General features: G+C 71.0%; 17 protein-coding genes. 13 read left to right on the forward strand and 4 right to left on the reverse strand.

Annotated features, from left to right (window positions below; translation table 11 throughout):
- Positions 1 to 19: 19 nt before the first annotated feature.
- Positions 20 to 1,459, reverse strand: coding sequence for an NADP-dependent phosphogluconate dehydrogenase (gene gnd, locus HNR02_RS11135; protein ID WP_179773062.1), 1,440 nt, complete (start codon positions 1,457 to 1,459; stop codon positions 20 to 22).
- A 220-nt stretch (positions 1,460 to 1,679) separates the two neighbouring features.
- On the opposite strand from gnd, the gene HNR02_RS11140 reads away from it, so the two are divergent.
- The 8 genes from HNR02_RS11140 to HNR02_RS11175 all read left to right on the forward strand — a co-directional run bounded on the left by HNR02_RS11140 (position 1,680) and on the right by HNR02_RS11175 (position 10,798).
- Positions 1,680 to 2,537 (forward strand): helix-turn-helix domain-containing protein, encoded by an 858-nt coding sequence (locus tag HNR02_RS11140; RefSeq protein WP_179773063.1) that lies wholly within the window; start codon positions 1,680 to 1,682, stop codon positions 2,535 to 2,537.
- Positions 2,538 to 2,740: 203 nt separating this feature from the next.
- Entirely contained in the window at positions 2,741 to 3,424 is a 684-nt protein-coding gene (locus HNR02_RS11145) for a GntR family transcriptional regulator (protein ID WP_179773064.1), read from the forward strand.
- Between the two features lie 90 nt (positions 3,425 to 3,514).
- A complete protein-coding gene (locus HNR02_RS11150) occupies positions 3,515 to 4,567 on the forward strand; it encodes a TauD/TfdA family dioxygenase (RefSeq protein ID WP_179773065.1) in 1,053 nt (350 codons plus the stop codon).
- A 2-nt stretch (positions 4,568 to 4,569) separates the two neighbouring features.
- Positions 4,570 to 6,021 (forward strand): MmgE/PrpD family protein, encoded by a 1,452-nt coding sequence (locus HNR02_RS11155; RefSeq protein ID WP_179773066.1) that lies wholly within the window; start codon positions 4,570 to 4,572, stop codon positions 6,019 to 6,021.
- Positions 6,018 to 7,388: an acyclic terpene utilization AtuA family protein gene (locus tag HNR02_RS11160; protein WP_179773067.1), complete on the forward strand. Its 1,371-nt coding sequence runs from the start codon at positions 6,018 to 6,020 to the stop codon at positions 7,386 to 7,388. Before HNR02_RS11155 ends, HNR02_RS11160 begins: the two co-directional genes overlap by 4 nt.
- Complete coding sequence (locus tag HNR02_RS11165) at positions 7,385 to 7,690, forward strand: DUF4387 domain-containing protein (RefSeq protein WP_312860972.1); 306 nt, start codon at positions 7,385 to 7,387, stop codon at positions 7,688 to 7,690. Before HNR02_RS11160 ends, HNR02_RS11165 begins: the two co-directional genes overlap by 4 nt.
- Positions 7,691 to 7,765: 75 nt before the next feature.
- The gene (locus HNR02_RS11170) at positions 7,766 to 9,121 is read left to right on the forward strand and encodes an MFS transporter (RefSeq protein WP_179773068.1); all 1,356 of its coding nucleotides are present in this window, start codon (positions 7,766 to 7,768) and stop codon (positions 9,119 to 9,121) included.
- A 168-nt stretch (positions 9,122 to 9,289) separates the two neighbouring features.
- Positions 9,290 to 10,798 carry a long-chain-fatty-acid--CoA ligase gene (locus HNR02_RS11175; RefSeq protein ID WP_179773069.1) on the forward strand — a complete coding sequence of 503 codons (1,509 nt, stop codon included), beginning with the start codon at positions 9,290 to 9,292 and terminating at the stop codon, positions 10,796 to 10,798.
- Positions 10,799 to 10,911: 113 nt separating this feature from the next.
- On the opposite strand, the gene HNR02_RS11180 is transcribed toward HNR02_RS11175, so the two are convergent.
- The gene (locus HNR02_RS11180; protein ID WP_179773070.1) at positions 10,912 to 11,079 is read right to left on the reverse strand and encodes a hypothetical protein; all 168 of its coding nucleotides are present in this window, start codon (positions 11,077 to 11,079) and stop codon (positions 10,912 to 10,914) included.
- A complete protein-coding gene (locus HNR02_RS11185) occupies positions 11,076 to 11,507 on the reverse strand; it encodes a hypothetical protein (RefSeq protein ID WP_312860973.1) in 432 nt (143 codons plus the stop codon). The genes HNR02_RS11180 and HNR02_RS11185 overlap by 4 nt, the downstream gene beginning before the upstream one ends.
- Positions 11,508 to 11,700: 193 nt before the next feature.
- Here HNR02_RS11185 and HNR02_RS11190 point away from each other — a divergent pair, with 193 nt between their 5' ends.
- Positions 11,701 to 11,952, forward strand: a complete 252-nt coding sequence (locus HNR02_RS11190) for a DUF397 domain-containing protein (RefSeq protein ID WP_179773072.1) — start codon at positions 11,701 to 11,703, stop codon at positions 11,950 to 11,952.
- A gap of 97 nt (positions 11,953 to 12,049) precedes the next feature.
- Here HNR02_RS11190 and HNR02_RS11195 read toward each other — a convergent pair whose 3' ends face one another.
- On the reverse strand, positions 12,050 to 12,646 hold the full coding sequence (locus tag HNR02_RS11195) for a hypothetical protein (RefSeq protein WP_179773073.1): 597 nt from the start codon (positions 12,644 to 12,646) through the stop codon (positions 12,050 to 12,052).
- A 175-nt stretch (positions 12,647 to 12,821) separates the two neighbouring features.
- Here HNR02_RS11195 and HNR02_RS11200 point away from each other — a divergent pair, with 175 nt between their 5' ends.
- The 4 genes from HNR02_RS11200 (at position 12,822) to HNR02_RS11215 (ending at position 18,249) form a co-directional block, all read left to right on the forward strand.
- Positions 12,822 to 13,571 carry a response regulator transcription factor gene (locus HNR02_RS11200; protein WP_179773074.1) on the forward strand — a complete coding sequence of 250 codons (750 nt, stop codon included), beginning with the start codon at positions 12,822 to 12,824 and terminating at the stop codon, positions 13,569 to 13,571.
- A complete protein-coding gene (locus HNR02_RS11205) occupies positions 13,549 to 15,051 on the forward strand; it encodes a sensor histidine kinase (RefSeq protein ID WP_218902784.1) in 1,503 nt (500 codons plus the stop codon). Before HNR02_RS11200 ends, HNR02_RS11205 begins: the two co-directional genes overlap by 23 nt.
- 78 nt (positions 15,052 to 15,129) lie before the next feature.
- Positions 15,130 to 16,365 (forward strand): bifunctional glycosyltransferase family 2/GtrA family protein, encoded by a 1,236-nt coding sequence (locus HNR02_RS11210; RefSeq protein ID WP_179773075.1) that lies wholly within the window; start codon positions 15,130 to 15,132, stop codon positions 16,363 to 16,365.
- Between the two features lie 15 nt (positions 16,366 to 16,380).
- On the forward strand, positions 16,381 to 18,249 hold the full coding sequence (locus HNR02_RS11215; RefSeq protein ID WP_179773076.1) for an ArnT family glycosyltransferase: 1,869 nt from the start codon (positions 16,381 to 16,383) through the stop codon (positions 18,247 to 18,249).

Here is an 18,249-nt window from a genome sequence, read left to right on the forward strand (position 1 = left end):
ACGCCCGTCACGCGAGGAACTACGCCCCGGCTTCGGGCCGGTCGTCCTCGGCCCAGCGGGTGTGGAAGGAGCCCTCCCGGTCGACCCTGCGGTAGGTGTGCGCGCCGAAGTAGTCGCGCTGCCCCTGCACCAGGGCAGCCGGGAGCCGCTCCGCCCGCAGACCGTCGTAGTAGGCCAGCGCGGTGGAGAAGCCCGGCGTCGGGATGCCCAGCCGCACCGCGGTCGAGATCACCGAACGCCACGAATCCTGCGCATCCTCGACGGCCTTGCGGAAGTCGCCCGCGGTGAGCAGCGTCGGCAGGGCAGGCTCGGCCGCGTAGGCGGCGCGGATGTCGTCCAGGAACTTCGCCCGGATAATGCAGCCACCGCGCCAGATCGCGGCCAGCGCACCGAGGTCGATGTCCCAGCCGTACTCGGCGCCACCGGCCTGGATCTGGTTGAAGCCCTGCGCGTAGGCGACGATCTTCGACGCGTACAGCGCGCGCTCGACGTCGTCGGCGAAGGTCTCCGCCGCCGCGCCGGTCAGGGGGGCGCGGGACGGGCCGGGCAGGCCGCGGCTCGCCTTGCGCAGGTCCGCGCTGCCGGACAACGACCGCGCGAACACAGCCTCCGCGATGCCGCTGATCGGCACCCCGAGGTCCAGTCCGATCTGGACGGTCCAGCGCCCGGTGCCCTTCTGCTCGGCCTGGTCGGCCACGACGTCCACGAACGGCCTGCCGGTCGCGGCGTCGGTGTGCGCGAGGACCTCGGCGGTGATCTCGATCAGGTACGAGTCGAGCCGCCCGGTGTTCCAGGTGCGGAAAACCTCGGCGATCTGCGCGGGCTCGTACCCGAGCGCACCGCGCAGCAGGTCGAAGGACTCCGCGATCAGCTGCATGTCGGAGTACTCGATGCCGTTGTGCACCATCTTCACGAAGTGCCCGGCGCCGTCCGGGCCGATGTGCGTGCAGCACGGGTCGCCGTCGACCTTCGCCGAGATGCTCTCGAACAGCGGCCCGAGGGACTCGTAGGACTCCTTGGACCCGCCGGGCATGATGCTCGGCCCGTGCAGCGCGCCTTCCTCACCGCCGGAGACACCGGTGCCGACGAAGTGCAGCCCGCGCTCCCGCAGGGCCGCCTCACGGCGGCGGGTGTCGGCGAAGTGCGCGTTGCCCGCGTCGACGATCACATCGCCCTCTTCGAGCAGCGGCGCGAACTCCTCGATGACGGCGTCGGTCGGCCCGCCCGCCTTGACCATGATCACCAGCTTGCGCGGCCGCTCGAGCGCGTCCACGAACTCCTGCGCGGAGTAGGTGGGGACGAACTCGCCCTCGTCGCCGAACTGCTCGACCAGGTCGCGGGTGCGCTGCTCGGACCGGTTGTGCAGGGCGACGGTGTGCCCGTGCCGCGCCAGGTTGCGTGCCAGGTTCCGGCCCATGACAGCCAGTCCCGTGACCCCGATGCTCGCCTTCTTGCTCATGTGCGCCTTCCCTGTCTGAAACTCTCATCGCACCCTAGCGCGGATCGTCATAAGCCCAGGTGAACGCGTGAGTAACTAGCATTCGCGGGCGTTTCCTGCCATGCTTCACGCTGTCACTGCCGCGTCACGGTGCGGTATGGAGTACGGTGACGGGTTCCACTACCAGGGGACGAGGCGGGACAGAGGTGCCGTGGAGCGGGTGAGGACGCGGATATAGGCAATGGCTAGCACCGTTACTTCCCGTCGCAAGCAACTCGGCAACGAGCTCCGCCACGCGCGACAGGCCGCCAAGATGACCCAGCAGCAGGTCGCCGACGTGCTCGGGTGCACCCAGGGCAAGGTCAACAAGATCGAGTCCGGCGCGGTGGGCGTGAAACTCGGCGACGTGCGGTCCATGCTCGAGGCTTTCGGCATCAACGGCGACGAGTCGGAGACCCTGATGAGCCTGGCGCGAGCCGCGGCGGGCCAGCGCGGTGCGTGGTCCGGCTACCGGTCGGTCGTCCCGCACTGGTTCCGGACGTTCACCGACCTCGAACCCGCCGCCGTGGAGATCATGACGTGGCACGGCGAGCGCATCCCCGGGCCGCTGCAGTCCGAGCACTACATGCTCAAGCAGTTCACCGAGTTCGGCGCCACCGACGTCACCTCGCTGGTGCGCAACCGGCTGGACCGCAAGTCCGTGTTCGACCAGCCGCAGCCGCCGTACTACCGGTTCATCGTCAGCGAGGCCGCGCTGCACCGCGCGCCGGGCGGGCAGGCGCCCGCCGTGATGCTGGACCAGATCGAGCACCTGCTGGAACTGGACCGGCGCCAGCGCGTGTACATCCACGTGCTGCCGTTCGCGGCCCGGCTGGCGGCGGTGCCGAACGACTTCACGATCATGCGGTTCCCCGACCGCACCAGGGACTTCGTCTACATCGAACACTCGGCGGGCGGCATCTACCTCGACGACCAGAAGGACTTCCAGCTCTTCGTCGACGCCTGGGACCGCCTCCGCGGCGCCGCGATGGAGCGTCAGGACACCCGCCAGTTCCTCAAGGGCCTCGCCGACAAGTACCGCGTCGCCATGGGCGCGTAGAAGGTCGCCGACGGTTCGCGGCCGCCGCGGCACCGACCGCGAGAGCGGCGCGATGAATCAGTCTGCAACTTGCCATAGCAAGTCGCAAGCCTCTCCTGATATCGCGCGATGCCCCACTCGTGGACGCCTTTTGAGGTTCGCCATAGCATGTAGCTGCCGTCCGTTGCCGTCGATGATCGCGGCACCGTCCGCGAGGAGCCATCGTGACCGAACCCGCCGCGAGCCCCCTGTCGTCGCTCGACCGGCCTGAGTCGCTTGCCGAGCGCGCCTACCAGCGGATCCGCGAGACCATCGCCAGCGGGGGACTCGCCCCCGGGCAGAAGATCACGGAACGCAACCTGGCCTTGCTGCTCGGCGTGAGCCCCACGCCGGTACGCGAGGCGCTGCGCCGGCTCGAGCAGGAGCACCTGGTCGAGCGGCTCTCGACGCGCGCGCTCGTCGTTGCCAGGCACTCCAGCGAAACGGTCCGAGAGCTGCTCTACGCGGAGTCCCTGCTGCGGGGCGCCCTGGCCCGCTTCGCCACGATGAAGATCACCGACGAAGAGATCGATCAACTCGCCGAGATCGTCGACGAGCTGGGCAGCGACGAGGTGCGGGATGACATCGAGGTGGCCCAGCAGACCGCGGACCGGTTCGACGCCGTCCTGCGCCGGGCCGCGGGCAACGACTCGCTGAGTTCGCTGGCCTCCAGTGCCGGTGTGTTCGGGCGGGCCCGGCGCGTCCGGCTGATCGGGCAGTGGTCCCCCGAAGAGCGGGTGGCCCGGTTGCGGATCCATCGGGAGATCGTCGACGCGCTGCGGGCCCGGGACGCGGACCGCGTCGAGCGGCTGACCCGCGAGCAGGTCGACTCCTCGCGGCGCCTGCTGCTCAACACCGACCTCGACTGAGCGGGCGGAAACCGGCCCTTGACACTCCGGCATCAGCGCGGTTCTATCTGCTATAGCAACTCGCAGATATCAAGACGCAAGGAGGCGGCTGTGACGTATTCTCCGCTCAGCAAGGACCTGGCCTGGTTGCCCGCGGACCTGGAGGACAAGAACCGCTGGATCTACCGGCTCACCCCCGCGGACATCGCCGACATCGAGAACGCACTCGCCGCATCGAAGGCCGCCGGCGCGACGATCGAGACGCTGACCCGCGAGACGTTCCCTCTCGACACCTTCACCGACGCGCTGGTCCTCGCCCTCGACCGCCTCGAGAACGACCTCGGCCTGTTCGTACTCCGCGGCCTGCCGGTCGAACGGTTCACCAAGGACGAGATGCGGTTGATCTACTGGGGTGTCGGCCTGCACATGGGCGTCGCCCGCTCGCAAAGCTTCAAGGGCGACATGCTCGGTGACGTCCGCGACGCCGGCCAGTCCGCCATCACGCAGAAGGGCCGGGGCTACATGTCCCGCGAAGGTCTGGGCTTCCACACCGACAGCGCCGACATCGTCGCCCTGTTGGTACTGCGGACCGCGAAGAGCGGCGGGCGGAGCCTGTTCTGCAGCTCGGTCGCCGTCGCCGACGAAATCGCCCGCACCCGCCCCGACCTGTTCGAGGTGCTCCAGCAGCCCTTCTACCACTCCTGGAAGGGCAGCGAGAAGCCCGGCACGAAACCGTACTTCCAGCAGCCGATCTTCAGCTTCGAGGACGGCCGCTTCTCCTCGCGCTGGCTTGCGCCGCACATCTGGTCCGCCCAGGAACTCGAGGGCGTACCCCCGCTGACCGACGCGCAGACCGAGGCGATGAACCTGCTCATCTCGCTCAACGACGACCCGCGCTTCCACACCTCGATGATGTTCGAGCCGGGCGACTTCCAGTTCCTCAACAACCACGTGATCTACCACGCCCGCACCGAGTTCGAGGACTGGGAGGAGGAGGACCGCAAGCGGCACCTGCTGCGGTTGTGGCTGGCCCCCGCCAACTCGCGCCCGCTCAACGAGGCCATGAAGGAGTTCTACGGCGACATCCGGCCCGGCGTCCCGCGCGGCGGCTTCCCCTCGCCCACCGGCGAGCGCGTGTTCGTCAGCCGCGGCACGGGAGCCTGAGCGTGACGACCACCGCCGGGACGGCACCAGCGCCGTCCGGATCATCCGAAACCGCTGAGGCCCCGGTCGCGCTCCTGTCCGCACTGGCCGAGAAGACCACCGCGGTCCGGTACGAGGACCTGGACGACCACGCCCGCCGGCTCGTGCGCACGGCGTTCGCCGACACCCTGGGCGTGGCGCTCGCCGGCGCGGACTTCGCCGGGATCACGGCGATCCGCACCGCCGCGGGCATCACGCCTGCCGAGACCGGCAGCCTGGTGCTGGGCACCGCCGACCGCGTCCCCGCCCTGGACGCCGGGCTGCTCAACGGGGTCGCCGCGCACGCCCTGGACCTCGACGACGGCAACTCGGCGATGGGCGGACACCCCTCGGCCCTGCTCGTCCCGGCACTGCTGGCCCTCGGCGAGGAGACCGACGCGACCGCTGCGGACATCGCGGTCGCCTACACGGCCGGCTATGAGGTCATGATCCGGCTGGCGTACGGCCTCAACCCCGGCCACTACCAGCGTGGTTGGCACCCGACGGCCACCCTCGGCGTCATCGGTGTCGCCGCGGCCGCCGCGCGGTTGCTCGGACTCTCCGCGGAGCGCACCGCGACGGCCATGGCGGTCGCGGTGTCGCACGCGGCCGGGGTGAAGGCGAACTTCGGCACGATGACGAAGTCCCTGCACGTCGGCCAGGCGGTCCGCAACGGGATCTTCGCCGCCCGGCTCGCGGAGGCGGGCTCGACCGCCAATCCCGGCGCGCTGGACCACCACCAGGGTTTCCTGCCGTTGTACCAGGGTGCGTCCGGCTACGACGCCTCGCGCATCGTCGCCGGGCTGGACGGGCCCCCGCTGGCCTGCTCCGAGCGCAACCCGATCAAGATCTACCCCTGCTGCCACAGCACGCACGGCGCGATCGAGGCCGCACGGGTGATCCGCGGGACGGACGGGTTCGACGCGGACAGCGTCGAAGACATCGAGATCGTCGTCGACCCGAACCGCATGCCGCACACGGACCGCCCGGTGCTGACCGAGGCCCTGTCGGGCAAGTTCAGCGTGCAGTACGTGACCTCGCGCGCCCTGCTGACCGGTTCGGTCGTCCTGGCGGACTTCGACGGGGACGCCCACCGCGATCCCGCCACGCTCGCCCTGATGAGCAAGGTGCGCGTCCGGCCGGCCCCGCGCGGCGGCACGCCGAACTCCTTCGCCGCCACCATCCGCATCACCCAGGCCGGCGGGAGCGAGTTCACGGCCACGCGGGAACCGTACCTCCCGGACAACGACGCCACGGTCGATCCGCCCGTGCTCTGGGAGAAGTTCGCCGACTGCGCCGGCCGGGTGCTGCCCGCCGAGCGGGTGGCCGCCCTCAGCGACGCCCTGCGCGGCTTCCCCGCCGCCCGCACCGGGGTGCGCGAGCTCGCGCGGCTCGCGGAGGTCCACCCACGCACTGACAGGGAAGTGACATCATGACCGACCCGATCCGGGTGCTGTTCCCGGTGGGCATGCTGGGCGGGGGCTTTCCGCCCGAGACCGTGGCCCGCGGTATCGAGCTCGGCGCCGACATCATCGCCGTCGACGGCGGCTCCACCGACTCCGGACCCCACTACCTGGGCACCGCGACGGCGAAGACCGCACGGGCGGCCGTCGACCGGGACCTGCGGGTGCTCGTCCCCGCCGCGCACGACGCCGGCATCCCCCTCGTCGTCGGGTCCTGCGGGACGTCCGGGACGGACGCGGGCGTGGACTGGGTCCACGACATCGTCGAGGGGATCTGCACCGACCTCGGGATCACCCGCAAGGTCACCCGGATCTACGCCGAGCAGGACCCCGCGCAGCTCGTGGAACTGCTCGCCCAGGACCGGATCCACCCGCTCGGCACCGCGGGCGAGCTGAAGCCGGAGACCCTGGAGCGGTGCAGGCACATCGTGGGGCTGATGGGCGCCGAACCCTTCGCCGACGCTCTGCGCGACGGCGCCGACATCGTCCTGGCGGGTCGCTCCACGGACACCGCGCTCGCCGCGGTGCTGCCACTGATGCACGGCCTGCCCGCGGGTCCAGCCTGGCACGCCGCGAAGATCGCCGAGTGCGGCGGGCTCTGCACCGAGAACCCGAGGTCGGGCGGGGTCCTGCTGACCGTCGACGACAACGGCTTCACCGTGGAGCCCCTCGCGGCCGAGGCCCGCTGCAGCGTCCGCAGCGTCGCCGCGCACATGCTTTACGAGAACGCGGACCCTTTCCGGCTCCGTGAGCCGGCGGGCACGCTCGACGCCAGCGGCGCGGTCTACACCGCGCTCGACGAGCGCCGGGTGCGGGTGGAAGGAGTCACCTTCGAGCCCGTCGCCCAGCAGACCATCAAGCTGGAGGGTGCGGCGTCGGTCGGCTTCCAGTCCCAGTTGATCACCGGAATCCGGGATCCGGAGATCCTCGGCCGGCTCGACGAGTGGTGCGGCGTGCTGATCGCTTACCTCGACAAGCACGTCCCGTCGACGTTCGGGCTCAATCCCGACGAATACCACTTCTCGCTGCGCCGCTTCGGGCACGACGCCGTGCTGGGCGAGGCCGAGCCGGAGCGGGACATCCCGCCCCGCGAGGTCGGCATCGTGCTCACCGTGACCGCCCCCGACCAGGCGACGGCCGGGGACCTGGCGAAGTTCGCCAACCCGCTGATGCTGCACCTGCCGATCGACGACGACAGCCCGTTCCCGACGTTCGCCTTCATCAGCTCGCCCGCGGAGATCACGCGCGGTGAGGTGTTCGAGTTCGTGCTCCAGCACGCGGTGGATGTGGCCGACGAGCGGGACCTGTTCCGTACGGTGCGGACGGTGGTGGGGCAGTGAGCACGTTGCGCGAGGTCGCCACCCACATCCGCGCGAAGAACGCCGGCCCGTTCTGGCTGACCGTCGACGTGTTCCTCCCGGACCGGCTCGCCTTCGACCGGGTCGTCGCGTCCGGCCTCACGGACCCGGTGGTGGTCGGCCGCACCTACGAGGTCGACCCGGCGAGCGTGCGCGTCTTCCCGATCCCGGACCTCAACGTCGTCAAGGTCTCGTTCCCGCGGCCCACCACGCAGGGCTCGCGCGACGACCGGGACATGCACGGCGGGCAGCAGTTCGTCCCCCTGCTCGATCTGCCCGTCTGATCCGGCCGTACTCACGGCACCATCCTCTCCCGGTCGTTCGACCGGGAGAGGGCATTCCTCAGCGAGGAGGAACTCGTGGACGTACCCACCGCCGCCGCGGTGCCCCGGGCTCGCGGCGACGAGCTCATCGCCCGCCTCGACCGGCTCCCGCGGATGAGCCGGGCCCAGTGGGCGTGGCTGCCCCTGCTCGGTCTGCTGTCCGTCGGCGACACCGTCGACAACTATGTGCTCGCCTACGCCGCTCCGGCGATGAAGGCGAACTGGGGGCTGTCGATCGCCCAGGTCGGCCACTTGAATTCGCTGTCACTGCTGGGCATGTTCGTCGGTGCCCTCATCGGCGGCCGGTTGTCCGACCGGTTCGGCCGTAAGCGGATCATCCTCGGCGGTACCCTGCTCTACGCCCTGTCCTCCATCCTCTGCGCGCTCGCGCCGACCTTCGCGTTGCTGGGCGTGTTCCGGGCCCTGTCCGGGGTCGGCATTCTGGCCGTGATCGGCGCGCTGACCGTCTACGTGACGGAGATGTTCCCCGCCCGGGTCCGCGGGCGCTGCCAGGCGGCCGTGCTGGGCCTGGGCCTGCTCGGGGTACCGCTCGCCGCGTTCGCCGCCAAGCTGATCATCCCACTGGACCCGCAGGCCTGGCGCTGGGTGTTCGTGGTCGGCGCGTTCGGGCTGATCCCCGCCGCCATCGGCCAGTTCGTGATGCCCGAGTCCGTCCGCTGGCTGACCGCGGCCGGGCGCGACGAGGACGCCGCCCTGATCGTGTCCCGCCTGGAGTCGCGCTACTCCGGCGAGCTTCCGGCACCGGTGCTCGCCGAGCGGACCGCACCGGCCGCGAAGGGCAAGGTCGCGGAGCTGTTCACCGGGAACCAGCGACGTATCACGATCATCACCGCTCTGACCCTGGTGTTCGGCATCGTCGCGTTCTACGGGTTCAACTCCTGGGTGCCGACCCTGCTCGTCGAGCGCGGTTACTCGACCGACGTCGCGCTGACCATCGCGACCCTGCTGTCGATCGCGCCGCCGATCGGTTCGCTGGCCGCCATGCTGGTGACCGACCGTTGGCAGCGCCGCTACGTCCTCGCCGGCATCTCTTTGGTAGTAGCCGCGCTCATGGTGGTCTTCGCCTTCACCGACCTCCTCTGGCTGACCGCCGTCGCCGGCTTCCTGATCACCCTGCTCCTGCAGGCCAACGCCGCCGCGATCTACGCCTACATGCCCGAGGTCTTCCCGACGACGCTGCGCGGGCTCGGGTCGGGGCTGTCGAACGGGGCGGGGCGGCTCGCCGGCGCCGGGGGAGCCGCGCTCGTCGCGGCGGTCTACGGTCTGGCCGGTTTCGACGGAGTCTTCGTGACGACCGCCGCGTTCTCCCTGGTCACCGCGATTCTCGTCGGTTTTTTCGGGGAGAACACCCGCGACCGTTCGCTGGGCTGAACTCCCGCGGGAGGGAGATCCCATGGCCACCCGCATCGGCGCCACCTGATGACACCGGTCGTGCTGTCCGTCACTGCACTGGCAGACCTCGCCCTGACGGGCCGCTGTGCCCACCAGCACCCACCACGCCGCGCTCGCTCCGCCGGCCCCCTCAGAGAAGACACGACGATGACCAACCTCGCCTCGAACCTTGTCGCCACCGCCCGGATCGCGGGCGACCGCCCCGCGATCCGGCTCGACGACCACGTCCTGACCTACCGGGACTTCCACCTCCGCGCCGCCGCGGTCGCCGGGGACCTGCGGGCCCGTGGCATCCGTCCCGGGGACCGCATCGCCATGAACTTCCCCAACCTGCCCGTGTTCCCGGTGCTGTTCTACGGGGCACTGCTGGCGGGCGCCGTCGTCGTGCCGATGAACCCGCTGCTCACCGCTCGCGAGGTCGAGTTCCAGCTCCGCGATTCGCAGGCGTCGCTGTGCTACAGCTGGGCGGGCGCCGGCCCGGCCCCGGCCGCGGCGGCCGCCGCGGCCGGGATCGGACACGTCCCGGTGCCCGGCAGCGGTGCGCTCGACCTCGCGGGCACCCCGCTCGCCGAGCCGGTGAACCGGGACGGCACGGATACCGCCGTCATCCTCTACACCTCGGGCACGACCGGGACGCCCAAAGGCGCCGAGCTGACCCACCACAACCTGTCGTCGAATGCCGCGGTCACGGCGGGCACGATCCTGCGGATCGGCCCCGACGACGTCATCATGGGCTGCCTGCCGCTGTTCCACGTCTTCGGCTTGACCTGCGGACTCAATGCCGCGATCCGCGCGGGCGCCGTGCTCACCCTGATCCCCCGCTTCGATCCCGCCAAGGCCCTCGCCGTGGTCGCCCGGGACCGGGTGACGGTCTTCCAGGGCGTCCCCACCATGTACGCGGCGATGCTGAACCACCCCGACGCCGCGCGGGCGGACATGACGTCGCTGCGGCTGTGCACGACAGGCGGGTCCGCCATGCCGGTCGAGGTGCTGCGCACCTTCGAGCAGACCTTCGGCTGCGAGGTCTACGAGGGCTACGGGCTGTCGGAGACCTCGCCGGTCGTGGCGTCGAACCGTCCGGGGTACGAGCGCCGGCCCGGCACCGTCGGCCTGCCGGTTCCCGGCTGCGAGATGCGCCTCGTGGACGACGCGGACCGGGACGTCCCCTTCGGCGAGCCGGGCGAGATCGTGATCCGCGGCGAGAACGTCATGAAGGGCTACTGGAACCGCCCCGACGCCAGCGCCGAGGTGATCCGCGACGGCTGGTTCCACACCGGCGACATCGCCACCCGGGACGCCGATGGGTACTACTCGATCGTCGACCGCAAGAAGGACCTGATCATCCGCGGCGGATACAACGTGTATCCACGTGAGGTCGAGGAGGCGCTCTACCTTCACCCCGCGGTCGCGGAGGCAGCCGTCGTCGGCGTCCCGCACCCGAGCCTCGGCGAGGAAGTCACTGCCGTGGTGGCCCTCAAGCCGGGGGAGACCGTGGATCCCGCCGAACTGCGGAGCTTCGCCAAGACGGTCCTGGCCCCCTACAAGTACCCGCGGTCGGTGAAGATCGTCGAGAGCTTGCCCAAGGGCCCTACCGGGAAAATCCTGCGCCGCGAGATCAAACCGGTGACCGGCGGCTCGATGGGGCAGCTCCGCTGATTCGAATCCGCGGCGGTGCGAGCTGAGTCCGCGCACCGCCGCGGGTTCGTCGCTTCGACACAGCCCGAAGCCGCCCGCTCGGGATCGACTCCTCGACGTCGTCCTCGCCGCGGTCAGGCGCGCTGCCGCGGCAGGGTGAGGTCCGCGTTGTGGCGCCAGGCGTGCCAGTGGCGGCGGAACGAGCGCGGCAGCAGCGTCCACCGGCGGCGGACCGGTGCCTCCGGCTGGTGCTCGGCGTGGTGGGGTGTGGTCGGGCCCTCGGTCAGGATCCGGACGGTCATTGCCGTCCCCCTTCCAGTAGTGGCCGGGGATTCCGGCAGACGCCTGCCCTCGCGAGGCAGTACTCGCACGGCATGCCCGCGCCGAGGGTCAGCCACTCGATCTCGGGCAGGGTGAGGCGCGCGCCGCAGCGTGCGGTCATGGCGCCGCACAGCACGGCGCCGGGTTCGAGTGGGAACAGGTGGGCGCAGCGGCCGCTCTCCCCGGTCAGTCCGGGAGCCGTGCGCCCGATGACGGTGACCGGCCCTGGCCAGTCCTCGCGCAGGTACCACACGGCCGAGGCGTCGTCGTCCAGCGCGAGCCAGCCGAGCATCCGGGACAGGGCGTCCGCGGGGGTCGCCACCCGCGCGGCTTCGTCGCGGCCGTTGACCTTGCCGACGACCATGAACGGGTCCACACGGCGCATCGCCGGACGTTCCGCGACCTGCACTCCGAGCACCGTCGAACCACCCCCAGAACGTGCACATCCACTGCGGACCGGGTCTCTACCCGACCCGATCGACGGGAATAATCCTACTCCTGGAATAATCCAGGTGTCGAGTGGTCAAAGCTTGCATCACCCGAGTGGACCCACCCGGTTCCAGCGAACGGACCAGGGACCGACTGCACGGAGGTAGGGACTCATGCCGGAACACCCGCGGCCGGTCGAATACGACCCGCGCACCGCCGCCAGCCTGTTCGACGAATCGCACTGGCAGAAGTCCTTCGCCAGTGAACCGAACGGCGGCAACTGCGTCGAGGTGAACCTGGGCGCACGGGGACTCGTCGGGGTCCGCGACACCAAGCTGGAGGGCAGCCCGGTCTTCGTGTTCGACGCGGGCGAGTGGGCGGCGTTCCTGGACGGGGTCAAGGCGGGCCAGTTCGACCTGCGGTGACTCCGATTATCGGAACTCGTGTGTTATTGCCCACAACTACCGCCGGGTAGGTGAGGGTGCTCCCGGCCGACGGACGACCCGGCGGCACCCGCACCGCTCAGTTCCGCGACTGCCCGGGGCCGCCGCCCTGAGCACCGCCGGGAAAACCGCCCTGGCCACCGGGGAATCCGCCCTGCTGGCCCGCCGGCGAGCTGTCGGTGATCGACGTCGCCGTCGCGGTGTCGCCGGAGACCTTCGCCAGCACGGTGACCGACGAGCCGGTGGCCAGGCCGTCGGCCTTCCGCGTCGACGAGTCGATCGTGTAGGTCTGGGTGTAGCCGTCCTCGCTCCTGACCGTCACCGAGGTGGCGCTCAGCGCGCTCACCTCGCCGGTCTGGAAGCGCTCGACGGCGTAGCCGCCGTCCGCGGAAACCGTGAAGTCGCCGTGCAGAGCCTCGCGCATGATCGACGCAGTGCCGCCGGTGCCAGCCATCTGGCCCATGCCGCGGCCGCCGGGGAAGCCACCCATACCGCCCGCCTGCTGGCCGGCGTCGGAGGAGGTGCCCAGGTAGATCGCGACCCCGCCGACGGCGGCGATGGCGACCGCCACCGCGGCGGCGATCGCGGTCTTCCTGCCGGACCACTTCGGGGCGGGCGGCTGCGGATCGCCCCAGGCGGCGGCAGGTGCCTCGGTGGTCGTCGGCTCCGTGCTCATCGTGTCCCTTTCGCATCGGTCGGCGCAGGGGCCACCCCTGCCACCCACAGGGTCGGCACTCAGCCTGTGTGCGAGCTGTGTACGAGGTGGGCTGAGGCTGTGCGCGGCGGCCGCTCACAGGAAACGCACAGCCGGGGCACAGGACAGCCCAACCGTCGCGCCCGATGATGGGACCATGACCAGCATGAACGCCGCGATGCCCGGTTCCGGCAAGGCCGACCTCAAACGCCCCGACGGGTCCGCGGTCCGCGTCCTCGTCGTGGACGACGAGGAGACGCTGGCCGAGCTGGTCTCGATGGCCCTGCGCATGGAGGACTGGGAGACCCGCAGCGCGGGCACCGGCACCGAGGCCGTGCGGGTGGCACGCGACTTCCGCCCGGACGCGGTCGTGCTCGACGTCATGCTGCCCGATTTCAGCGGGCTGGAGGTGCTGAGCAAGCTGCGCGCCGAAACGCCGCACCTGCCGGTTCTGTTCCTCACCGCGCGCGACGCGGTCGAGGACCGCATCGCCGGTCTCACCGCGGGCGGCGACGACTACGTCACCAAGCCGTTCAGCCTGGAGGAGGTCGTGCTCCGGCTGCGCGCGCTGCTGCGTCGTTCGCGGGTGGTCTCCGCGCACGAAGGGTCGACGCTGACGGTCGGCGACCTGTCGCTGGACGAGGACAGCCGCGAGGTGTTCCGCGGCGGCGATCCGGTCTCGCTGACCGCGACCGAGTTCGAGCTGCTGCGTTTCCTCATGCGCAACCCGAAGCGGGTGCTGTCGAAGGCCCAGATCCTGGACCGGGTGTGGAGCTACGACTTCGGCGGGCAGGCCAACATCGTGGAACTCTATATTTCCTACCTGCGGAAGAAGATCGACGCGGGCAGGGAGCCGATGATCCACACGATGCGCGGCGCGGGATATGTCCTCAAGCCGGCAGGCTGAGCACCCCCGGCCGCGGCGGCTCCTGCCTTCCTCCCTGCGCGGCAAGCTGATCGCGCAGGTCATCGCGCTGCTCGCGCTCGTGTGCCTGGTCGTCGGCCTGGTCACCGAGATCGCGCTGCGCAGCTTCCTCTACCACCAGCTCGACGACCGCCTGGCCGCCGCGAGCGAGCGCGGCACCCGCGAGCCGCCGCCGGGCTCGTGGAACGGCTCGCCGAACCAGCCGCCGCCGGACTCGCTGCGCGTCCCCGGACAGGGCATCGGCACGCTGGCCGTCGCCGTGTTCCCGGACGGCACCGCTCGCGCGGGTGTGCTGCGCGGCGGTGCCGAGCCCTCCGGGAACAACCCGTTCCCCAGTGACCCGTTGTCCGGCGAGCAGCTGGCCAAGCTGGTCGGGCTCCCGGCCGATGGCAAGCGCCGCAGCGTCGACCTCGGCGGCGAGCTGGGCGACTACCGGGTGGTGTCGGTGCGCGCCCACGACGGCACGCTCCTGATCACCGGCCTGCCGCTGACCGAGGTCGACGAGACCCTGTGGCGCCTCGGGTTCATCTTCGGCGGTGTCGCGCTCGGTGGGCTTCTCCTGGCGGGCGGCGCCGGGGCGATCACCATCCGCCGGACCATGCGGCCGCTGGACCGGCTCGCGGACACCGCGTCGACGGTGTCCCAGCTGCAGCTCGACCGCGGCGAGGTCGCCCTGTCGATCCGGGTTCCGCCGGTGGACACCGACACCCGCACCGAGGTCGGCAAGGTCGGTGCGGCGTTCAACCAGATGCTCGGGCACGTCGGCGCGGCGCTGACCGCGCGGCAGGCCAGCGAAAGCCGGGTGCGGCAGTTCGTCGCCGACGCCAGCCACGAACTGCGGACCCCGCTCGCCGCCATCCGCGGCTACGCCGAGCTGTCGCGGCGCAGTGGCGATGAAGTGCCGCCGGACATCGCGTTCGCGATGGGCCGCGTCGAGTCCGAATCGGCCCGCATGACGACGCTGGTCGAGGATCTGCTGCTGCTCGCGCGCCTGGATTCCGGGCGGCACCGCGTCTACGAGCCGGTCGACTTCTCCCGGATCGTGGCCGACGCGGTGTCCGACGCCCACATCGCCGGGCGCGACCACCGGTGGCTGCTGGACGTCCCCGCCGAGCCGATCAGCGTCGTCGGTGACGCCGACCAGCTGCACCAGGTCGTGCTCAACCTGCTCAACAACGCCCGCACCCACACCCCGCCGGACACCGAGGTCACCACCAAGCTGTCGGTCGAGAGCGGCGAAGTGGTGCTGCGCGTGACCGACAACGGTCCCGGCATCGCGCCGGAGGTCCTGCCGACCGTGTTCGAGCGCTTCGCCCGCGGCGACACGTCACGGTCCCGCGCGGCGGGCAGCACCGGGCTCGGACTGGCGATCGTGGCCGCCGTCGTGGCCGCCCACCGGGGCCGCGCCGGTGTCGCCTCCCGCCCCGGTCACACCGAATTCACAGTGCGTTTTCCCAGGTAACCCGATCGGGAAGCGCTCACAGGTTCCGCACAGCTCGAGCACATGATCGCCACAACGCCGCGGGCCAGCGTGAGCACCATGACGACCCCCGCCGACGCCTCCCCGCTACCTCGGCCGGCCGACTCACCGCAACGTTGCACGTCCCCGGTCCTCGACGTGGTCATCCCCGTGTACAACGAGGAGACCGACCTCGCGCCCTGCGTGCGACGCCTGCACGCGCACCTCGCCGAGGCCCTGCCGTACCCGTTCCGCATCACCGTCGCCGACAACGCCAGCACCGACACCACGCTGGCCGTGGCCGAGGGCCTGGCCGCGGAGTTCCCCGAGGTCGAGGTCACCCACCTGGACCAGAAGGGCCGCGGACGGGCGCTCAACGCCGTCTGGTCGGCCTCCGACGCCGCAGTCCTGGTCTACATGGACGTGGACCTCTCCACCGACCTCGCCGCGCTCTTCCCGCTGGTGGCGCCCCTGATCTCCGGGCACTCCGACCTCGCCATCGGGTCCCGGCTCGCCCGCGGCGCCCGCGTGGTGCGCGGCCCCAAGCGCGAGTTCATCTCACGCTGCTACAACCTGATCCTGCGTGGTGCGCTGGCCGCGCGGTTCACCGACGCGCAGTGCGGGTTCAAGGCGATCCGCGCGGACGTCGCGCACCGGCTGCTGCCGCTGGTCGAGGACACCGGCTGGTTCTTCGACACCGAGCTGCTCGTCCTCGCGCAACGGGCCGGCCTGCGGATCCACGAGGTGCCGGTCGACTGGGTCGACGATCCGGACTCGTCGGTGGACATCGTCGCCACCGCCACCGCGGACCTGAAAGGGGTCGCGCGCATGATCCGCGGGTTCGCGCGCGGCACCCTGCCGGTCAGCCAGATCCGCGCCCAGCTGGGGAGGCATCCGATCGCCGTCACCGAACCCGGCGTGCCGCCGAAACTGGCCAAGCAGCTCGTCCGCTTCGCCGCGATCGGCGTCGGCAGCACCCTGGCCTACCTCGTGCTCTACGTCCTGCTGCGCACCGGCATCGGCGCGCAGACGGCGAACCTGGTCGCGCTGCTCGTCACCGCGATCGCCAACACCGCGGCCAACCGGCGGTTCACCTTCGGGGTGCGGGGGTCCCGTGGTGCCGGGCGGCACCAGTTCGAGGGCCTCATCGTCTTCGCGCTCGGCCTCGCGCTGACCAGCGGATCGCTCGCCCTGCTGCACTCCGGCGGCGAACCGGGGCGCTTCGCCGAGCTGGCGGTGCTCGTGCTGGCCAACCTGGCCGCGACCATCCTGCGGTTCCTGCTGTTCCGCAACTGGGTCTTCCGCAAGAACCGATAGGAGAACCGACTCGACATGTCGACTGCGGCTGTGTCAACCGATCCGGCCCGCCTCGGGCCGGTCCCCGCCACGGCGCGAACGCGGACGGCCGGACGGCCTCCATGGGTGCGTCCGGCGGTCGCCGTCCTGTTGGTCGCGACGGCCGCGCTGTACCTGTGGAACCTGAGCGCGTCCGGGTGGGCCAACGACTTCTACGCGATGGCCGTGCAGGCCGGGACGAAGGACTGGGAGGCGTTGTTCTTCGGGTCGCTCGACCCCGGCAACGTGATCACGGTCGACAAACCGCCCGCTTCGCTGTGGCTGATGGCGTTGTCCGGGCGGATCCTCGGCTTCTCCAGTTTCAGCATGCTGCTGCCCAACGCCCTGTGCGGCGTCGGCTCGGTGGCGCTGCTCTACGCGGCGGTGCGGCGCACGTCCGGTCCGGTGGCCGGGCTCCTCGCCGGTGCGGCGCTCGCGCTGACGCCGGTCGCCGCGCTGATGTTCAAGTTCAACAACCCGGACGCGCTGCTGGTGTTGCTGATGGTGGCCGGCGCCTACTGCACCGTGCGGGCGCTGGACCGGGCGAGCACGGGCTGGCTGCTGCTGGCCGGTGCCGCGCTCGGGTTCGGGTTCCTCACCAAGATGCTGCAGGCGTTCCTGGTGCTGCCCGCGTTCGCGCTGGTGTACCTGGTGGCCGCGCCGACCGGGCTCGGCAGGCGCCTGCTGCAGCTCGTGGGGGCCGGTGTGGCGGTCGCGGTCGCGACCGGATGGTGGATCGTGGCGGTCGCGCTGTGGCCGGCCGAATCCCGGCCCTATATCGGCGGGTCGACCGACAACACGCCGCTGGAACTGGCCTTCGGCTACAACGGCCTCGGCCGGATCTTCGGCGGCGAGGGCAACGGCGGCGGTGGCGGCGGAATGGGCGGCAACACCATGTTCGGTGGTGAAACCGGCCTGTTCCGCCTGTTCGGCCCCGCGTTCGGCACGGAGGTCTCCTGGCTGCTGCCCGCCGCACTGAGCGCACTGGTGGCCGGGCTGTGGTTCACCCGGTTCGCGCCGCGCCTGGACCGCACGCGTGCCGCGCTGCTGCTGTGGGGTGGCTGGACGGTCGTCACCGGCCTGGTGTTCAGCTTCATGAGCGGCACGATCCACCCGTACTACGTGGTCGCGCTCGCCCCCGGCATCGCCGGGCTCGTCGGCATCGGCGCCGTCGAACTGTGGCGCGGCAGGCACAACTTCGCCGCGCGGATCGTGCTGGCGCTGATGCTCGCGGCCACCGGCGTGTGGGACTTCATCCTGCTCGACCGCACACCGGACTGGCAGCCGTGGCTGCGGTGGGTGCTGCTGGTGCTGACCGCCGCGGTGGCCGCCGGACTGCTGTTCGGGCTCGACCGCATCCGGCGGGCCGGGATCGTGCTCGCCGTCGCCGGAGTCGTCACCGGTCTGCTGGCGCCCGCGGCGTATGCGGTCGTGACGGCGAGCCAGGGGCACAGCGGGTCGATCCCGACATCCGGTCCCTCCGGCAGTTCCATGGGCTTCGGCGGCATGGGCGGTCCCGGAGGCGGAACCAGCAACAGCGAACTGACGGCGCTGCTGAAAGCGACCACGACGAAGTGGTCAGCGGCGACGAACGGATCGCAGTCCGCGGCCGGTCTCGCACTCGGCTCGGACACCGCGGTGATCGCCATCGGCGGCTTCAACGGCGGCGACCCCGCGCCGACACTGGAGCGGTTCCAGCAGTACGTCGCCGACGGCGAGATCACCTACTACGTCTCCGGCGGCATGGGCGGCATGGGCCGCGGCGGCTCCGGCGAGATCGCCACCTGGGTCGAGCAGAACTACACAGCTCAGACCGTCGGCGGCATGACCGTCTACGACCTGACGGCAGGCGCCAACGCCGGTTGA

The organism is Amycolatopsis endophytica (assembly GCF_013410405.1).
Taxonomy (GTDB): domain Bacteria; phylum Actinomycetota; class Actinomycetes; order Mycobacteriales; family Pseudonocardiaceae; genus Amycolatopsis_E; species Amycolatopsis_E endophytica.

Bases quoted from the DNA above. Each gene is read 5' to 3' on its own strand.
- HNR02_RS11215 (WP_179773076.1), top strand. From the start codon at position 16,381: ATGTCGACTGCGGCTGTGTCAACCGATCCGGCCCGCCTCGGGCCGGTC.
- HNR02_RS11190 (WP_179773072.1), top strand. From the start codon at position 11,701: ATGCCGGAACACCCGCGGCCGGTCGAATACGACCCGCGCACCGCCGCC.
- HNR02_RS11200 (WP_179773074.1), top strand. From the start codon at position 12,822: ATGACCAGCATGAACGCCGCGATGCCCGGTTCCGGCAAGGCCGACCTC.
- HNR02_RS11180 (WP_179773070.1), bottom strand. From the start codon at position 11,079: ATGACCGTCCGGATCCTGACCGAGGGCCCGACCACACCCCACCACGCC.
- HNR02_RS11195 (WP_179773073.1), bottom strand. From the start codon at position 12,646: ATGAGCACGGAGCCGACGACCACCGAGGCACCTGCCGCCGCCTGGGGC.
- gnd (WP_179773062.1), bottom strand. From the start codon at position 1,459: ATGAGCAAGAAGGCGAGCATCGGGGTCACGGGACTGGCTGTCATGGGC.
- HNR02_RS11160 (WP_179773067.1), top strand. From the start codon at position 6,018: ATGACCGACCCGATCCGGGTGCTGTTCCCGGTGGGCATGCTGGGCGGG.
- HNR02_RS11175 (WP_179773069.1), top strand. From the start codon at position 9,290: ATGACCAACCTCGCCTCGAACCTTGTCGCCACCGCCCGGATCGCGGGC.
- HNR02_RS11210 (WP_179773075.1), top strand. From the start codon at position 15,130: ATGACGACCCCCGCCGACGCCTCCCCGCTACCTCGGCCGGCCGACTCA.
- HNR02_RS11140 (WP_179773063.1), top strand. From the start codon at position 1,680: ATGGCTAGCACCGTTACTTCCCGTCGCAAGCAACTCGGCAACGAGCTC.
- HNR02_RS11205 (WP_218902784.1), top strand. From the start codon at position 13,549: ATGTCCTCAAGCCGGCAGGCTGAGCACCCCCGGCCGCGGCGGCTCCTG.